16 protein-coding genes are annotated in these 15576 nt (G+C 71.4%); 7 read left to right on the top strand and 9 right to left on the bottom strand.

From position 1 onward, the window contains the following. Positions 1–80: 80 nt before the first annotated feature. The 7 genes from ACFYUZ_RS24715 to ACFYUZ_RS24685 all read right to left on the bottom strand — a co-directional run bounded on the left by ACFYUZ_RS24715 (position 81) and on the right by ACFYUZ_RS24685 (position 7870). Positions 81–545: a hypothetical protein gene (locus tag ACFYUZ_RS24715; protein ID WP_389312599.1), complete on the bottom strand. Its 465-nt coding sequence runs from the start codon at positions 543–545 to the stop codon at positions 81–83. A gap of 112 nt (positions 546–657) precedes the next feature. Continuing rightward, entirely contained in the window at positions 658–2076 is a 1419-nt protein-coding gene (locus ACFYUZ_RS24710; protein ID WP_389312598.1) for an NAD(P)/FAD-dependent oxidoreductase, read from the bottom strand. Between the two features lie 49 nt (positions 2077–2125). Next, complete coding sequence (locus tag ACFYUZ_RS24705; protein ID WP_389312597.1) at positions 2126–2920, bottom strand: ABC transporter permease; 795 nt, start codon at positions 2918–2920, stop codon at positions 2126–2128. Further along, positions 2920–3849 (bottom strand): ABC transporter permease, encoded by a 930-nt coding sequence (locus ACFYUZ_RS24700; protein ID WP_389312596.1) that lies wholly within the window; start codon positions 3847–3849, stop codon positions 2920–2922. The genes ACFYUZ_RS24705 and ACFYUZ_RS24700 overlap by 1 nt, the downstream gene beginning before the upstream one ends. Then, a complete protein-coding gene (locus ACFYUZ_RS24695; RefSeq protein WP_389312595.1) occupies positions 3846–5015 on the bottom strand; it encodes an ABC transporter ATP-binding protein in 1170 nt (389 codons plus the stop codon). Before ACFYUZ_RS24695 ends, ACFYUZ_RS24700 begins: the two co-directional genes overlap by 4 nt. Positions 5016–5058: 43 nt before the next feature. Next, positions 5059–6306, bottom strand: a complete 1248-nt coding sequence (locus ACFYUZ_RS24690; RefSeq protein WP_389312594.1) for a PotD/PotF family extracellular solute-binding protein — start codon at positions 6304–6306, stop codon at positions 5059–5061. 49 nt (positions 6307–6355) lie between these two features. Beyond that, a complete protein-coding gene (locus tag ACFYUZ_RS24685) occupies positions 6356–7870 on the bottom strand; it encodes a gamma-aminobutyraldehyde dehydrogenase (RefSeq protein ID WP_389312592.1) in 1515 nt (504 codons plus the stop codon). A 175-nt stretch (positions 7871–8045) separates the two neighbouring features. Here ACFYUZ_RS24685 and ACFYUZ_RS24680 point away from each other — a divergent pair, with 175 nt between their 5' ends. Continuing rightward, on the top strand, positions 8046–8594 hold the full coding sequence (locus tag ACFYUZ_RS24680) for an NADAR family protein (protein WP_389312590.1): 549 nt from the start codon (positions 8046–8048) through the stop codon (positions 8592–8594). Between the two features lie 67 nt (positions 8595–8661). Here the strand turns inward: ACFYUZ_RS24680 and ACFYUZ_RS24675 are convergent, their stop codons facing one another. Beyond that, a complete protein-coding gene (locus ACFYUZ_RS24675; protein WP_389312588.1) occupies positions 8662–9345 on the bottom strand; it encodes a DUF4190 domain-containing protein in 684 nt (227 codons plus the stop codon). Between the two features lie 75 nt (positions 9346–9420). On the opposite strand from ACFYUZ_RS24675, the gene ACFYUZ_RS24670 reads away from it, so the two are divergent. From ACFYUZ_RS24670 to ACFYUZ_RS24645, 6 genes are all read left to right on the top strand, one after another. Further along, positions 9421–10452, top strand: a complete 1032-nt coding sequence (locus ACFYUZ_RS24670) for an adenosine deaminase (protein WP_389312586.1) — start codon at positions 9421–9423, stop codon at positions 10450–10452. Positions 10453–10471: 19 nt separating this feature from the next. After that, positions 10472–11161, top strand: a complete 690-nt coding sequence (locus ACFYUZ_RS24665) for a glycerophosphodiester phosphodiesterase (RefSeq protein ID WP_389312584.1) — start codon at positions 10472–10474, stop codon at positions 11159–11161. Further along, on the top strand, positions 11158–11943 hold the full coding sequence (locus tag ACFYUZ_RS24660; RefSeq protein ID WP_389312582.1) for an SAM-dependent methyltransferase: 786 nt from the start codon (positions 11158–11160) through the stop codon (positions 11941–11943). Before ACFYUZ_RS24665 ends, ACFYUZ_RS24660 begins: the two co-directional genes overlap by 4 nt. Beyond that, positions 11943–13091 (top strand): sensor histidine kinase, encoded by a 1149-nt coding sequence (locus ACFYUZ_RS24655; RefSeq protein WP_389312580.1) that lies wholly within the window; start codon positions 11943–11945, stop codon positions 13089–13091. Before ACFYUZ_RS24660 ends, ACFYUZ_RS24655 begins: the two co-directional genes overlap by 1 nt. After that, entirely contained in the window at positions 13088–13792 is a 705-nt protein-coding gene (locus ACFYUZ_RS24650) for a response regulator (RefSeq protein WP_389312578.1), read from the top strand. The genes ACFYUZ_RS24655 and ACFYUZ_RS24650 overlap by 4 nt, the downstream gene beginning before the upstream one ends. A gap of 96 nt (positions 13793–13888) precedes the next feature. Continuing rightward, positions 13889–15055, top strand: coding sequence for a serine hydrolase domain-containing protein (locus tag ACFYUZ_RS24645; RefSeq protein WP_389312576.1), 1167 nt, complete (start codon positions 13889–13891; stop codon positions 15053–15055). Here the strand turns inward: ACFYUZ_RS24645 and ACFYUZ_RS24640 are convergent. Continuing rightward, positions 15037–15558, bottom strand: coding sequence for a hypothetical protein (locus ACFYUZ_RS24640; RefSeq protein ID WP_389312574.1), 522 nt, complete (start codon positions 15556–15558; stop codon positions 15037–15039). The genes ACFYUZ_RS24645 and ACFYUZ_RS24640 overlap by 19 nt on opposite strands. Positions 15559–15576: the final 18 nt, after the last annotated feature.

Here is a 15576-nt window from a genome sequence, read left to right as displayed (position 1 = left end):
TGGAGCGCGCCACAGCATGGTCCAGACCAATCAAGTGGTCAAGACCTCTGGACGACGGGGTCCGCGGCCGGAAGCGGGACTCAGGCCCCCTCCCCCGCCAGTCGGGCCGCCGCCTCGTGCATCGCCAGCTCCAGGAGGGAGGCGTCGGTGAGGGTGCCCAGTCCGTCCGGCGCCACCAGCCAGCGCACCCGCCCGGCGACCCGTCCGGGGTACGGGGCGACGATCCAGGTGCCGGAGCCGACGCCGCGCACGCCGGTGCCGAGCCAGCGGGCGGCGGTTCCGGGCGGGACGAAGAAGCCCAGCCGGGCCTCGCCGAAGTCGGCGAGGACCGGTCCGGGCCGGTCCACGAGCCGGGTCAGCACGCCGAGCGCGGGACGGCCGAGCCCTCCCGGCAGGATCAGCACGTCCCAGCGCCTCCCGGCGGGCAGCAGCGCGACCCCGTGGGGGTTGCGCTCCCACTCCCAGCGGCAGGCGTCGGGATCCGGCGCGACCGAGGCCAGCCACTCCACCGCGGCCTTGACGCCAGAAGCCCCCGTACCAGTCATCGCGACGATCTCCTTCCGTGTGGACACGGTGTCCACACGGAGAGAGCGGGTACGGGGGCTTCTCTTACGCGGCTTCACCCACGGGCGGAAGTGACCTGCGTCACATCCGATTTCAGCTGTCGAAGCCCAGGCCGAGCCGGTCCATGGCCTTCAGCCAGAGGTTGCGCCGCCCGCCGTTCTCGTCGGCGCGGGCGAGCGACCACTTGGTGATGCCGATGCCGGCCCAGGCGACCGGCTCGGGCGGGAACGGCAGCGGCTTGGAGCGGACCATCTCCAGGTCGGTGCGCTCGGTGCGCTCCCCCGCGAGCAGGTCGAGCATCACGTCCCCGCCGAAGCGGGTGGCGCCGACGCCGAGGCCGGTGAACCCGGCCGCGTACGCCACCTTCCCCTGGTGCGCCGTGCCGAAGAAGGCCGAGAAGCGCGAGCAGGTGTCGATCGCGCCGCCCCAGGCGTGGCTGAAGCGGAGCCCCTCCAGCTGCGGGAAGCAGCGGAAGAAGTGCTCGGCGAGCTTGAGGTACGTCTCCGGGCGGTGGTCCATCTCGGCGGTGACCTTGCCGCCGAACGGATAGATCGCGTCGTAGCCGCCCCACAGGATCCGGTTGTCGGCGGTGATCCGGAAGTAGTGGAACTGGTTCGCGGAGTCGCCGAGGCCCTGCCGGTTCTTCCAGCCGATCGAGGCGAGCTGCTCGGGGCTGAGCGGCTCGGTCGTCAGGGCGTAGTCGTAGACCGGGACCGTGTACGCGCGGACGCGCTTGACCAGCGACGGGAAGACGTTGGTGCCGAGCGCGACCCGGCCGGCGACGACCTTGCCGTACGGGGTGCGGACGCCCATCCCGGCGCCGAGCGACACCAGCTGGAGGCCGGGGGTGTTCTCGAAGATCCGGACGCCCAGGTCGAGGCAGGCCCGCTTCAGGCCCCAGGCCAGCTTCGCCGGGTGGAGCATGGCGACGCCGCGCTTGTCCCACATGCCGCCGAGGAACGTGGGCGAGTCGACCTCGGCCCGTACGGCGTCCCGGTCGAGGAGTTCGACGCCGTCCGCGAGCCCGAGCCGGTCGAGCTCCGCGTACACCTCGGCCAGCTCCTCGACCTGGTACGGCTCGGTGGCGACGTCGATCTCGCCGGTGCGCTCGAACTCGCAGTCGATCCCGTAGCGGGCGACGGTCTCCTCGATGGCGTCGAGGTTCCGCTCGCCGAGCCGCTCCAGCTTCGACAGCTCGCCCGGCCAGCGGGCGAGCCCGTTGCCGAAGCCGTGGGTGAGGGAGGCCGCGCAGAAGCCTCCGTTGCGGCCCGAGGCGGCCCAGCCCACCTCGCGGCCTTCGATCAGTACGACATCCCGGGAGGGGTCGCGCTCCTTGGCCAGGAGCGCGGTCCACAGTCCGCTGTATCCGCCGCCGACCACGAGGAGATCGCACTTCTCGGTGCCGGTGAGGGCGGGCAGGGCTCCGGGCTTGCCGGGGTCTTCCAGCCAGAAGGGGACGGGCTGGGCGTCGGAGAGAGATTGTGCAGCGAGACGCATGGCGACTGGGGCCATGGTTTCCAACTCCTTCGGTGCCTGAGGCGTCCTTCGCCCAGGCGGTTGCTCAGGCTGTTGCTGTTTTCTTGCGCCGGTTCGTGATGAGCTGCCCGGCCGCGACCATCAGTACCGCGAGGACGAACATCGCGGTGCCGATGACGTTGATCTGAACGGGGGTTCCTCGCTGTGCCGAGCCCCAGACGAACATGGGGAAGGTGACGGTGGAGCCCGCGTTGAAGTTGGTGATGATGAAGTCGTCGAACGAGAGCGCGAAGGCGAGCAGCGCGCCGGCGGCGATGCCGGGGGCGGCGATCGGCAGGGTCACGCGCAGGAAGGTCTGCGTCGGTCCCGCGTAGAGGTCGCGCGCGGCCTCCTCCAGGCGCGGGTCCATGGACATGACCCGGGCCTTGACCGCCGTCACGACGAACGACAGACAGAACATGATGTGGGCGATCAGGACCGTCCAGAAGCCCAGCTCGATGCCCATGTTGAGGAAGAGCGTGAGCAGGGAGGCGGCCATGACGACCTCGGGCATCGCCATCGGCAGGAAGATCAGCGAGTTGATCGCGCCGCGCGCCCGGAAGCGGTAGCGGACCAGCGCGAAGGCGATCATCGTGCCGAGGAGGACCGCTCCGAGCGTCGCCCAGGCGGCGAGCTGGAGCGAGAGCGAGAGCGACTCGCACATGTCGGCGACGCCGCAGGGGTCCTTCCAGGCGTCGAGCGAGAACTCCTGCCAGGAGTAGTTGAAGCGCCCCTTCGGCCTGTTGAAGGAGAACGCCATCACGACGAGGTTCGGCAGGATCATGTACGCGAGCGTCAGCAGGCCCGCGATGACGACCAGGTTCTTGCGGATCCAGCGCATCAGACCAGGTCCTCCGTTCCGGCACGGCGGATGTACACGGTGACCATGCCGAGCACGATCGCCATGAGGATGAAGGAGAGCGCGGCGGCCGTCGGGTAGTCGAGCACCCGGAGGAACTGCGACTGGATGACGTTTCCGACCATCTTGGTGTCGGTCGAGCCGAGCAGTTCGGCGTTGACGTAGTCGCCGCTCGCCGGGATGAAGGTGAGCAGGGTGCCGGAGACGACGCCGGGCATCGACAGCGGGAAGGTCACCTTGCGGAAGGTGGTCGCCGGGGAGGCGTACAGGTCCTGCGCGGCCTCGTGCAGCCGGCCGTCGATCCGCTCCAGGGAGGTGTAGAGGGGCAGGATCATGAAGGGCAGGAAGTTGTACGTGAGACCGGTGACCACCGCCATCGGGGTGGCGAGGACGCGGTCGCCCTCGGTCCAGCCGAGCCAGTCGGTCACGTCCAGGAAGTGCAGGGCGTTGAGCGCGTCGACCACGACGCTGTCGTCGGCCAGGATCGTCTTCCACGCGAGCGTGCGGATGAGGAAGCTGGTGAAGAACGGCGCGATGACGAGGACGAGGAGCAGGTTCCGCCAGCGGCCGGCCTTGAAGGCGATGAGGTACGCGAGCGGGTAGCCGAGCAGCAGGCAGAGCAGGGTCGCGGTCCCGGCGTACAGCAGGGAGCGGACGAACTGCGGCCAGTACTCCTGGAAGGCGTCCCAGTAGGTCTGGAAGTGCCAGGTGACCTCGAAGCCCTTCTCCAGGGAGCCGGTCTGCACCGAGGTCGAGGCCTGGTAGACCATCGGCAGCGCGAAGAAGACGAGCAGCCAGATGATGCCGGGCAGCAGCAGCCAGTACGGGACGAGCCGCTTGCGGGCGGAGGGCTTGCGCAGAACCGGTTCTTCGACCGGTGCCGGAACCTCCTTCGCGAGGGTGGCGGTCACGAGGCGTCCTCCACCGTCTCCACGCCGGCGTCGATGTCCTGGGCCGCGTCGAGGCCGAAGGTGTGGGCCGGGTTCCAGTGCAGGACGACCTCCGCCCCCGGGACGAGCCGCGTGTCGCGCTCGATGTTCTGCTCGTACACCTGGAGCTCCGCGCCCGCCGGCGAGTTCACCACGTACTGGGTGGAGACGCCGATGAAGGAGGAGTCGACGATCCGGCCGGTCACCCGGTTGCGGCCGTCGGCGATCGAGCCCGCGTCGTCGGCGTGCGCGAGCGAGATCTTCTCGGGGCGGACGCCCACGAGCACCTTGCCGCCCTGGCGGACGGCGGAGGTACAGCGGTCGCCGGGGAGACGGAGCTTGCCGCCGCCCGCCGTGACGAGCACCTCGGAGCCGGTCTCCAGGACCTCGGCCTCGATCAGGTTCGAGGTGCCGAGGAAGTTGGCGACGAAGGTGGTCCTCGGGTTCTCGTACAGGTCGGCGGGGGCGCCGAGCTGCTCGACCCGGCCTCCGTTCATCACCGCGACCTGGTCGGCCATCGTCATGGCCTCCTCCTGGTCGTGGGTGACGTGCACGAAGGTGATGCCGACCTCGGTCTGGATCCGCTTCAGCTCCAGCTGCATCTGGCGGCGCAGCTTGAGGTCGAGGGCGCCGAGCGGCTCGTCGAGGAGGAGGACCTGCGGGTGGTTGATGAGCGCGCGGGCCACGGCGACGCGCTGCTGCTGGCCGCCGGAGAGCTGGTGCGGCTTGTGCCGGGCCTTGTCGCCGAGCTGGACGAGCTCCAGCATGTCGTCGACCTGCTTCTTCACGGACTTGATGCCGCGGCGGCGCAGGCCGAAGGCGATGTTCTCGGAGATGTCCATGTGCGGGAAGAGCGCGTAGGACTGGAAGACGGTGTTGACCGGCCGCTTGTAGGGCGGGAGGTCGGTGACGTCCTGGTCGCCGAGGAAGACGGTGCCCGTCGTGGGGTCCTCCAGGCCGGCGATCATGCGCAGGGTGGTGGTCTTGCCGCAGCCGGAGGCCCCGAGCAGGGCGAAGAAGGAGCCCTGCGGGATGGTCAGGTCGAGCGGGTGGACGGCGGTGAACGAGCCGTACGACTTGCTGATCCCGGTGAGACGGACGTCGCCGCCGCCAGTGTTCTTTCCGGTGTGAGCAGTCTTGTCAGTCATGGGTTGCGGTCCCAGGGAGTGAGAGAGGTGGACGAGGCCGGACTCAGGCGCCGATGAGCTTGGCGAACTTCTCCTCGTACGCCGTCTCCTCCGCGCTGCTGAGCGAGCGGAAGGCGTGGGACTTCTTGGCCATGGCCTTGTCCGGGAGGATCAGCGTGTTGTTCGCGAGCTCGGGGTCGATCTTGGCGAGCTCGTCCTTCACCCCGTCGACGGGGCAGACGTAGTTGATGTACGCGGCGAGCTGGGCGGCGGCGGGAAGCTCGTAGTAGTAGTCGATGAGTTTCTCGGCGTTCGTCTTGTGCCGGGCCTGCGCGGGGACGAGCAGGTTGTCGCTGGAGGTGATGTAGCCGGCGGACGGGATGGAGTACTTGATGTCCGGGTTGTCCGCCTGGAGCTGGATGATGTCGCCGGCCCAGGCGAGGCAGGCCGCGATGTCGCCCTTGTCCAGGTCGGAGGTGTAGTCGTTGCCGGTGAAGCGGCGGATCTGCTTCTTGTCGACGCCCTTCTGGAGGCGTCCGATCGCCGCGTCGTAGTCGGCGTCCGTGAAGTTCCCCGGGTCCTTGCCCATGTCGAGCAGGGTCATGCCGACGGAGTCGCGCATCTCGGTGAGGAAGCCGACCCGGCCCTTGAGCGAGGGGTCGTCGAGGAGCTGGGTGACGGAGTCGACCTTCTTGCCGCCGGTCGCCTTGGAGTTGTACGCGATGACGGTCGAGATGCCCGTCCACGGGTACGAGTAGGAGCGGCCCGGGTCCCAGTCCGGGCGGCGGAACTGGGCGGACAGGTTCGCGTACGCGTGGGGCAGGTTGGCCGGGTCGAGCTTCTGCGCCCAGCCGAGCCGGATGATGCGGGCGGCGAGCCAGTCGGTGACGCAGATCAGGTCGCGGCCGGTGTCCTGGCCGGCCGCGAGCTGCGGCTTGATCTTGCCGAAGAACTCGACGTTGTCGTTGATGTCCTCGGTGTACTTGACCTTGATCCCGGTGCGCTTCGTGAACGCCTCCAGGGTCGGGCGGGACTTCTCGTCCTCGCTGACGTCCATGTACTCGGTCCAGTTGGAGAAGGCGACGGTCTTCTCCTTGGCCGAGACGTCGATGGACGCGGGGCCGTTGCCCTCCCGCTTGGCCGGCGGGATGCCACAGGCGCTCAGGCCGGCGAGGCCGCCGACCGTGAGCGCTCCGACGCCGCCCGCGCGCAGCATCGAACGGCGGCTGAGGGCGCCCCGGCCGTTCGTCATGCTGCGCCGTATCGCCGCCAGCTGCGCGGCGGACAGGCTGTCGGGCTCGTACTGCTCCATGCGCTGTGCCCTTTCGGGATGGGTGGGCCGCTGGTCGGGCGGCGGTCTGCTATCGGTCCCCGAAGATCGTGCGGTGCCAGTCCTTCGCCGCCACCGCGGTGTTGTCGAACATCACGTGCTTGACCTGCGTGTACTCCTCGAAGGAGTACGCCGACATGTCCTTTCCGTATCCGGAGGCCTTGGTGCCGCCGTGGGGCATCTCGCTGATGATCGGGATGTGGTCGTTGACCCACACACATCCCGCCTTGATCTCCCGCGTGGCCCGGTTGGCCCGGTAGACGTCACGGCTCCACGCGGAGGCGGCGAGGCCGTAGGGGGTGTCGTTGGCGAGCCGGATGCCCTCGTCGTCGCCGTCGAAGGGCAGGGCCACCAGGACCGGACCGAAGATCTCCGACTGCACGACCTCGCTGTCCTGCGCGGCGCCGGCGATCAGGGTGGGACGGTAGTATGCGCCGTTCTCGAGCTCTCCACCAGGGGCTTCGCCGCCGGTGACGACCGTGGCGTAGCCGCGGGCGCGCTCGACGAAGCCGGCGACGCTGTCGCGGTGGCGGTGGCTGACGAGCGGACCGAGGTCGGTGTCCGGCGCGAAGGGGTCGCCGACGCGGACGGTCTCCATGAGCTCGGCGACCCGGGCGACGAAGGCGTCGAAGAGCGGACGCTGGACGTACGCGCGCGTGGCGGCGGTGCAGTCCTGGCCGCTGTTGATGAGGGAGGCGGCGACGGCGCCCTGGGCGGCGGCCTCCAGGTCGGCATCGTCGAAGACGAGGAACGGTGCCTTGCCGCCGAGTTCGAGGTGGAGCCGCTTCACGGTGGCGGTGGCGACCTCGGCGACCCGCTTGCCGACCGGGGTGGAGCCGGTGAAGGAGGTCATGACCACGTCGGGGTGGCCGACGAGGTGCTCGCCGACGACCCGCCCGGAGCCGCTGACGATGTTGATCACGCCGTCGGGGATGCCGGCCTCCTTCGCCGCCTGCGCGAACATCAGCGAGGTCAGCGGGGTGAGCTCGGCGGGCTTCAGGACGATCGTGTTGCCGGCGGCGATCGCCGGGAGGATCTTCCAGGCGGCCATCTGGAGCGGATAGTTCCAGGGGGCGATGGAGCCGACGACGCCGATCGGCTCGCGCCGGATGTACGAGGTGTGGTCGCCGGTGTACTCGGCGGCCGACTGGCCCTGGAGGTGACGGGCGGCCCCCGCGAAGAAGGCGGTGTTGTCGATCGTGCCCGGCACGTCGAACTCGGTGGTGAGCTTGAGCGGCTTGCCGCACTGGAGGGACTCGACCCGGGCGATGTCCTCCGCCCACTCGGCGAGGACGCCGGCGAGGCGGTGCAGCGCGTCGGAGCGCTCGCCCGGGGTGGCTCCCGCCCAGCCCGGGAAGGCGGCCTTGGCGGCGGCGACGGCCTCGTCCACGTCGGCGGTGGAGGCGAGCGCGTACGTGTAGACGCTCTTGCCCGTGGCCGGGTCGATCACGCTGTGTTCCCGACCTGAGGTTCCGGCGCGGAGCCTTCCGCCGATGTACTGCGCGCCGTCCGCGAAGCGGTCCGTCACCTGGAAGCGGTTGGTCATGACGCTCTCCGTTGTCCCAGCTCGAATTGAGTGCCGATCCTGGCATGGGGACAGTGGTCCAACAAGTGATTCCGTTGTTGCCTTTTGGTTACGCGACGGAATCGGTCGACCATGTGTCGAGAGGGCCGGAAAATCTCCGTACGGAGTGTCCGTGGCGGATGCCAGACTCGCATGTATGAGCAAGATCGAAGAGCTGACGCAGCAGGTCACGAGGGGTGACCGAGTGAAGTGGCTGCACTTCTGGGGACACCGTCCGCACCCCGACGGGCGGCTCTCGGCGAGCTGCCTGAGCCAGTGGTGGCCTGCACCCTTCGTGGTCGACGGCGTGGCCTACGCGACCGCCGAGCACTGGATGATGGCCGCCAAGGCCCGCCTCTTCCGGGACGCGGACGCCGAGCGGGCCGCGCTGACCGCCCGCACCCCGGCGGAGGCCAAGAAGGCGGGCCGGCTGGTGCGCGGCTTCGACGAGGCCGTCTGGGAGCGGGAGCGCTTCGGGATCGTCGTGGAGGGCAGCGTCCACAAGTTCTCCTCGGACGAGGCGCTGCGCGCGTACCTCCTGGGCACCGGCGGGCGCGTCCTGGTGGAGGCCAGCCCGCTGGACCGCGTCTGGGGCATCGGGCTCGCCGCCGACGACCCCCGCGCCCACGACCCGGCCCGCTGGCGCGGCCTCAACCTGCTGGGCTTCGCCCTGATGGAGGCGCGGGAGCGGCTGCGCGCCGCCTGACCGCGCACGAGGGCCCCGGCCACCCCTTCTTCGGGGTGGCCGGGGCCCTCGCGGGCGCCTACGGGCGTCAGCGGCCGCTCTCGACCACCAGGCTCGACCCGAACGGGTCCTCGTCGTACGAGCTGTCGGAGGACGAGGCGTCCTGGGCGATCGCCCAGATGATGAAGCCCAGGAAGACGGCGCTGACCAGGATGCCGATCGAGCCGAGGACGACGCCGGCCAGCGCCATGCCCCGGTTGGTCGCCTCGCCCCGGGCCGCCTTCTTCATGCCGATGATGCCGAAGATCAGCGCCAGGACGCCGAGGATCACCCCGAGGCCGTACATGCAGAAGCCCGCGACGGCGATGATGCCGAGCACCATCGCGGTCGTGCCCATGCCGTTGGACGGGGACTGTGCCCAGCCGGGCTGCCCGGGCTGGCCGTGCCCCGAGCCGTAGCCGGGGTATCCGTACCCCGTCGCGGCCGGGGACGGCGGGGGCGTGGCCGCCGTCGGGTAGCCGTACCCACCGGACGGCGGCGCGGCCGCCGGGTAGCCGTACCCCGGCGTGGCCGCCGGGCCGCCGGGGGCGACCGGGGGCGGCGGGACGTCCCCGCCCGGCGCGGCCGGGAAGGACGTCATGGTCGGCTGGTCGTGCACCGGCGAGGGCGACGGCGTCGCCGGCTTGCTCAGTTCCACCCCGTCGCGGTTCGGCGGAGCCCACGGGTCCGTCGGGTCGTACCCGTCCCGTGACGGGTCTCGGTTGTCAGACATGGGCCTCCCCCATCGTGGTCACGTCATGCTACGGCCTCACCCCTGCGGGGGAACCGCCCGGCCTACGATGACCGGATGACCGATCTCCACCCTTTCATCGCGGGACTCCCCAAAGCCGAGCTGCACGTCCACCACGTCGGCTCCGCCTCCCCCCGGATCGTCGCCGAGCTCGCGGCCCGGCACCCGGACTCCAAGGTCCCCACTGACCCGGAGGCCCTCACCGACTACTTCGTCTTCACGGACTTCGCGCACTTCATCGACGTCTACCTGTCGGTCGTCGACCTGGTCCGCACGCCCGAGGACGTCCGGCTGCTGACCTTCGAGATCGCCCGTGACATGGCCCGGCAGAACATCCGCTACGCCGAGCTGACCATCACCCCCTACTCCTCCACCCGCCGCGGCATCGACGAGCGCGCCTTCATGGCGGCGATCGAGGACGCCCGCAAGGCCGCCGAGGCCGAGTTCGGCACGATCCTGCGCTGGTGCTTCGACATCCCCGGCGAGGCCGGCCTCGTCTCCGCCGAGGAGACCGCGCGGCTCGCCACCACCGACGGGCTGCGCCCGGAGGGCCTGGTCTCCTTCGGTCTCGGCGGCCCGGAGATCGGCGTGCCGCGTCCGCAGTTCAAGCCGTACTTCGACCTGGCCCGCGCGGCCGGCCTGCACTCCGTCCCGCACGCGGGCGAGACGACCGGCCCGGAGACCGTCTGGGACGCGATCCGCGACCTGGGCGCCGAGCGCATCGGCCACGGCACCAGCTCCGTCCGGGACGCCGGGCTGCTCGCACACCTCGCCGAGCACCGCATCGCCCTGGAGGTCTGCCCGACGTCGAACATCGCGACCCGGGCCGTCGCCACCCTGGAGGAGCACCCGATCAGGCAGATGGTCGACGCCGGCGTCCTCGTCACGATCAACAGCGACGACCCGCCGATGTTCGGCACGGACCTCAACAACGAGTACGCCGTCGCCGCCCGTCTCCTCGGCCTCGACGAGCGCGGTGTCGCCGCCCTCGCCAAGAACGCGGTGGAGGCGTCCTTCCTCGACGCGGACGGCAAGGCCCGGATCGCCGCCGAGATCGACACGTACACGAACGACTGGCTGGCACGCTGACGGCGACCAGAATGGGGCCATGCGCTCCGTCACTGTCGTAGGTCATCGCGGCGACCCGTACCGCGTCCGTGAGAACACGCTCCCCTCGATCGCCTCGGCGATCGAGCGGGGGGCGGACGCCGTCGAGGTCGACGTCCGGCTGACGAAGGACGGGGTGCCCGTCCTGCTCCACGACGACACCCTGAAGCGCCTGTGGGGCCACGACCGGCCGCTCGCCGGCCTCACCCACGAACGGCTGCGCGAGCTGACGCGCGGCGAGGTGCCGACCCTCCGCGACGCGCTGCTCGTCGCCGGGGACCGCCGGCTGATGCTGGACCTGCCGGGCGGGAACGAGGACTCGGTCCGCCGGATCGTGGACACGGTCCGCGAGTGCGGGGCCGGGGAGCGCGTCTACTACTGCGCGGGCGCGGTCGCCATGCTCCAGGTGCGGGCCGCCGACCCGACCGCCGAGATCGCCCTGACCTGGACCACGCTCGCCCCGCCCCGGCCGGTGCTGCTCGACGCCGTGCGACCGCGATGGCTCAACTACCGCTTCGGGCTGGTGAGTCGGGAGCTGACCGAACGGGTCCACCGGGACGGGCTGCTCGTCTCGACCTGGACGGCGGACACCGCGCGCACCATGCGTAAGCTGATCTTGACCGGGGTCGACGCGATCACCACGAATCGGGTCGACACCCTCGCCGCCCTGCTGCGAAAGGCTCGCGCGTGAACGACCGGATCAGGACCGACATCGCCCACAACGCCCGCGTGTGGAACTACTGGCTGGGCGGCAAGGACAACTACCCGGTGGACCGCGCGGTCGGCGACACCGTCACCGGCTTCTACCCGAGCATCGGCGAAGTGGCGCGCGCGGACCGGGCGTTCCTCGGCCGGGCGGTGACCCATCTGGCCGCCGAGGCGGGCATCCGCCAGTTCCTGGACATCGGTACGGGCCTGCCGACCGCGGACAACACCCACGAGGTGGCGCAGCGGATCGCCCCCGACGCCCGGATCGTCTACGTCGACAACGACCCGATCGTCCTGACGCACGCCCGCGCGCTCCTGACCGGCGCGCCGGAGGGCGTCACCGAGTACGTGGACGCGGACGCCCACGACCCGGAGCGGATCGTCGCGGCCGCCGCCGGGCCCCTGGACCTGTCCCGCCCGGTCGCGGTGATGATGCTCGGCATCCTCAACTTCGTCCTGGACACCGAGGAGGCCCGGTCGATCGTGCGGACCCTGATGGCCGCCGTGCCCTCCGGGAGCCACCTGGTGATGACCCATCCGACGCTGGAGCCGGAGCTCGGCGGCGAGGGCAACAAGGCCGCGATGGCCTTCTGGAACGAGAACGCGACCCCGCCGATCACCGCCCGCTCCCGGCAGGAGTTCGCCTCCTTCTTCGACGGCCTCGACCTCCTGGAGCCGGGCATCGTCTCCTGCTCGCGCTGGCGGCCCTCCTCCGAGGAGGCGCACGTGGTCGCGCAGTTCGGCGCGGTGGGCCGCAAGCCGTAATGGGCATACGGGGGGACGTGCGGGGCGGCTGGGAGCGGGCGCGGACCTGGGGCGCGGCGAACCCGTGGGCGGTGGACACCGGGATCGCGCTGCTGGTGCAGGCGGCGATGACCATGCCGTTCGTGGTGCCGCGCGGGCCCGAGCTCGAACCGGCGACCTGGCCGGCGTACGGGCTGACGACGCTGACCGTGGTGCCGCTGGTCTGGCGGCGGCGCGCGCCGCTCGCCGTGCTGCTCGCGATCCTGGCGGCGAGCGCGCTGTACAAGCTGGCCCTGGAGGGCCCCGGGCAGCCGCTGCCGTACACCGGGCTCGTCGGCGTCTACACGATCGCCGCGCTGTCGCCGGGGTGGAAGCGGCTCGCGACGGCGGGGCTCATGGTGGTCGCGGTGCCGGTCTCGGTGTGGCTCAACACCCAGTCGGCGCGCGAACTCACCTTCTCCCTCTTCGTGTTCGGCGCCGCCTATGTCTTCGGGCGGCTCACGGACGCCCGGCAGCGGGCGCAGCGGGTGGAGGCCGAGCGGGCGGCCGCGCGGGAACGGGCCAGGATCGCGCGGGAGATGCACGACGTCCTGTCGCACGCGGTGAGCCTGATGGTGGTGCAGGCCGAGGCGGGGCCGGTCGCGGTGCGGGCCGCGCCGGAGCGCGCGGAGGCCGCGTTCGAGGCGATCTCGGAGACGGGCCGGGAGGCGATGGTCCAGCTGCGGCAGATGCTGGGACTGCTGCGCGAGGGCGGCGAGACGGTGGCTCCGCGGGAGCCGCAGCCGGACCTGGCGGACCTCCCCGGCCTCCTGGAGCGGGTGCGGGCGGGCGGTCTGGCCGTCGGGTACGCGACGGAGGGCGGGGTGCGGGCGCTGCCCGCGGCGACCGAGGCGAGCGTCTACCGGATCGTGCAGGAGGCGCTGACGAACGTGGTGAAGCACGCGCGGGCCCGCACGGTCCACGTCCGGCTCGCCCACGCCGACGGCGTGCTGCGGGTCACGGTGACCGACGACGGGCGCGGCCCGCAGGGCGGTCCCGGCGGGCACGGTCTGGTGGGCATCCGGGAGCGGGCCGCCGCGCACGGCGGGACGGCGGAGGCGGGCCCGGGGCCGGGCGGCCGGGGGTTCGAGGTGCGGGCCCTGCTGCCCGTGGGGGAGGAGAAGAGATGACGATCCGGGTGGTGGTCGCGGACGACCAGGAGCTGGTGCGCAGCGGCTTCGCGATGATCCTGGACGCGCAGCCGGACATCGAGGTGGTGGCGGAGGCCGGGGACGGGGCGGAGGCCGTCGAGGCGGTGCGCCGGCTCGCGCCGGACGTGGCGCTGCTCGACATCCGGATGCCCCGGACGGACGGCATCGAGGCCTGCCGGGTGATCGGCGCGGAGTCCGGCTGCCGGACGGTGATGCTGACGACCTTCGACACCGACGCGTACGTGTACGAGGCGCTGCACGCGGGCGCGAGCGGTTTCCTCCTCAAGGACGTGCGGCGGGACGACCTCGTGCACGCGGTGCGGGTGGTGGCGGCGGGCGACTCGCTGCTCGCGCCGTCCGTGGCGCGGCGGCTCGTGGAGCAGTACACGGCGGGCGGGCCGCGCAGGGCCGATCCGCGGCTCGACGTCCTCACGGGCCGGGAGCGCGAGACGCTGCTGCTGCTCGCCCGGGGCCTGTCGAACGCGGAGATCGCGGCGGAGCTGGTGGTCAGCGACCACACGGTGAAGACGCACGTGGGCAACGTGCTGGCCAAGCTGGGGCTGCGCGACCGCATCCAGGCGGTGATCTGCGCGTACGAGACGGGTCTGGTCGCGGCGGGCTCTCCCCCGCCCGGGGGAGGCGGCGGTGCCGGTCCCTCCCCCGCGCCGGGGAGGAACTGACCCGGCGAAGACCGCCGGTGCGGGCGATCCGTGGATCGCCGCGGGTCAGCAGGATGGAGCCGTAGGGAACAACGGCTCACACCACCGGAGTTGACCATGAGGAAGTCCACCCGCGCCCTGCTCGCCGCCGCCCTGGTCCTGGGCGTCGCGGCCGGCCCGGCGCTCACCCCGGCCTTCGCGGCCTCGACCCCGGCGGCGGCCGCGTCCCGGGCGTCGAGCCCCGACCTGAGCGCGGTGATCGCGGGACTCCCCCGGGCCGACGCGACGGCCGCGCTGGTCCGGGTCGGCGGCACCGAGGGCTCCTGGCAGGGCGGCGCGGGCGTCCACGACCTGGAGACGAACGCCCCGGCGGACCCGGCGGCCCGCTTCCGGGCCGGTTCGGTGACGAAGGTGTTCACGGCGGCGACCGTCCTCCAGCTGGCCGCCGAGGGCCGGATCGATCTGGACCGGACGGCCCGCTCGTACCTCCCGGACCTGATCCCCGGCCGCTACGCCACGGTCACCGTGCGGCAGCTCCTCGACCACACCCACGGCATCCCGGCCGCCGACATGCCGGGCGAGACGGTCGAGGAGTGGTACGCGAACCGTTTCGTGGTCCACACGCCGGAGGAGCTGGTCCGCTCGGCGACGGCGCGGCCGCGCGAGTTCCGGCCGGGCACGAGGCAGCACTACCTGAACATCGGGTACACGATCGCGGGCCTGATCGTGGAGCGGGTCACGGGCGACTCGTACGAGCACCAGGTGGAGCGGCGGATCCTGCGGCCGCTCGGGCTGCGGGACACGTACTTCCCGGGCACGGACCCGGAGATCCGCGGCCCGTACAACCACGGCTACCAGACGATGCGGCTCGACGACGGCTCGACCGGGCTTCGGGACGTCTCGGTGTGGGGGACGACGGACGGCTGGGCGGCCGGGGACCTGATCTCGACCACCGCCGACCTGGAGCGCTTCACGCGGGTGCTGTTCAAGGGGGGCGTGGTGCCCGGTCCGCTCCTGGAGGAGATGTTCACGCTCCCGAAGGTCCCCGACCTCAGGTCCGGCGACCCGGCCGCGTACTCCGTCGGTCTGTCGATGAAGAGGCTCGGCGGACGTGAGGTGTGGGGGAAGACCGGCGGCCGCTGGGGCTACAACGCGGCCATCGCGTCGACCCGCCACGGGGAGCGGACCCTCGTCTACAGCGTCAACTCGACCGACGCCAAGGGGCAGGACATGAACAGGACGGCGCTCGGCCTGATGGTCGCGGCCTACGGCCTGCCGGAGTGAGCGGCCTCCAGGCGCTTGATCGTCCGGCGCACGTGAAGCAGCGGCAGGATGCCGATGACGCCGAAGGACATGTCGATGACCGACCACCAGAAGGGGATGTCCCGGATCGGTCCGCAGATCAGAGCCAGTGGGACAATGCCGACGCAGGCGATCATGCCGAACTCGACGACCCAGATGTTGCGGACCGGATCGCGGTACGGGCCGATGAAGGCGACCGCGATGACGAGGTGGGCGAAGGCGAGCCAGTCGGTGCCGTAGAGCAGGTAGGGGGCCTGCTCGTCGGCGGCGGCGACCCCCTCCCGCACCCGGTGGATCCACTCGGCGAGAGCGGGGAACAGGTCGGCCACGGGCGAGGCCCAGCCGGCCAGGGCGGAGTCGAGGAACCGGAGTTCGGTGACGAGCGGGAAGGCGGTGGCCCCGCTCAGGACCAGACAGACGACGAAGACGACCAGCCAGGCGCGGATGTGCGTGAGAAGGGCTCTCGGCCCGTTCGTGTCGCTCATGGGGCCAGCGTACGCCCG

This window comes from Streptomyces sp. NPDC004266 (assembly GCF_042874095.1).
Classification (GTDB): domain Bacteria; phylum Actinomycetota; class Actinomycetes; order Streptomycetales; family Streptomycetaceae; genus Streptomyces.
The sequence above is the reverse complement of the archived record's forward strand: the minus strand, read 5'-3'. Positions and strand labels throughout refer to the sequence as shown.

Excerpts from the sequence above, each read along its gene's own strand:
- ACFYUZ_RS24715 (WP_389312599.1), bottom strand. The coding sequence starts at position 545 with ATGACTGGTACGGGGGCTTCTGGCGTCAAGGCCGCGGTGGAGTGGCTG.
- ACFYUZ_RS24710 (WP_389312598.1), bottom strand. The coding sequence starts at position 2,076 with ATGGCCCCAGTCGCCATGCGTCTCGCTGCACAATCTCTCTCCGACGCC.
- ACFYUZ_RS24705 (WP_389312597.1), bottom strand. The coding sequence starts at position 2,920 with ATGCGCTGGATCCGCAAGAACCTGGTCGTCATCGCGGGCCTGCTGACG.
- ACFYUZ_RS24695 (WP_389312595.1), bottom strand. The coding sequence starts at position 5,015 with ATGACTGACAAGACTGCTCACACCGGAAAGAACACTGGCGGCGGCGAC.
- ACFYUZ_RS24690 (WP_389312594.1), bottom strand. The coding sequence starts at position 6,306 with ATGGAGCAGTACGAGCCCGACAGCCTGTCCGCCGCGCAGCTGGCGGCG.
- ACFYUZ_RS24685 (WP_389312592.1), bottom strand. The coding sequence starts at position 7,870 with ATGACCAACCGCTTCCAGGTGACGGACCGCTTCGCGGACGGCGCGCAG.
- ACFYUZ_RS24680 (WP_389312590.1), top strand. The coding sequence starts at position 8,046 with ATGAGCAAGATCGAAGAGCTGACGCAGCAGGTCACGAGGGGTGACCGA.
- ACFYUZ_RS24675 (WP_389312588.1), bottom strand. The coding sequence starts at position 9,345 with ATGTCTGACAACCGAGACCCGTCACGGGACGGGTACGACCCGACGGAC.
- ACFYUZ_RS24670 (WP_389312586.1), top strand. The coding sequence starts at position 9,421 with ATGACCGATCTCCACCCTTTCATCGCGGGACTCCCCAAAGCCGAGCTG.
- ACFYUZ_RS24665 (WP_389312584.1), top strand. The coding sequence starts at position 10,472 with ATGCGCTCCGTCACTGTCGTAGGTCATCGCGGCGACCCGTACCGCGTC.
- ACFYUZ_RS24655 (WP_389312580.1), top strand. The coding sequence starts at position 11,943 with ATGGGCATACGGGGGGACGTGCGGGGCGGCTGGGAGCGGGCGCGGACC.
- ACFYUZ_RS24650 (WP_389312578.1), top strand. The coding sequence starts at position 13,088 with ATGACGATCCGGGTGGTGGTCGCGGACGACCAGGAGCTGGTGCGCAGC.
- ACFYUZ_RS24645 (WP_389312576.1), top strand. The coding sequence starts at position 13,889 with ATGAGGAAGTCCACCCGCGCCCTGCTCGCCGCCGCCCTGGTCCTGGGC.
- ACFYUZ_RS24640 (WP_389312574.1), bottom strand. The coding sequence starts at position 15,558 with ATGAGCGACACGAACGGGCCGAGAGCCCTTCTCACGCACATCCGCGCC.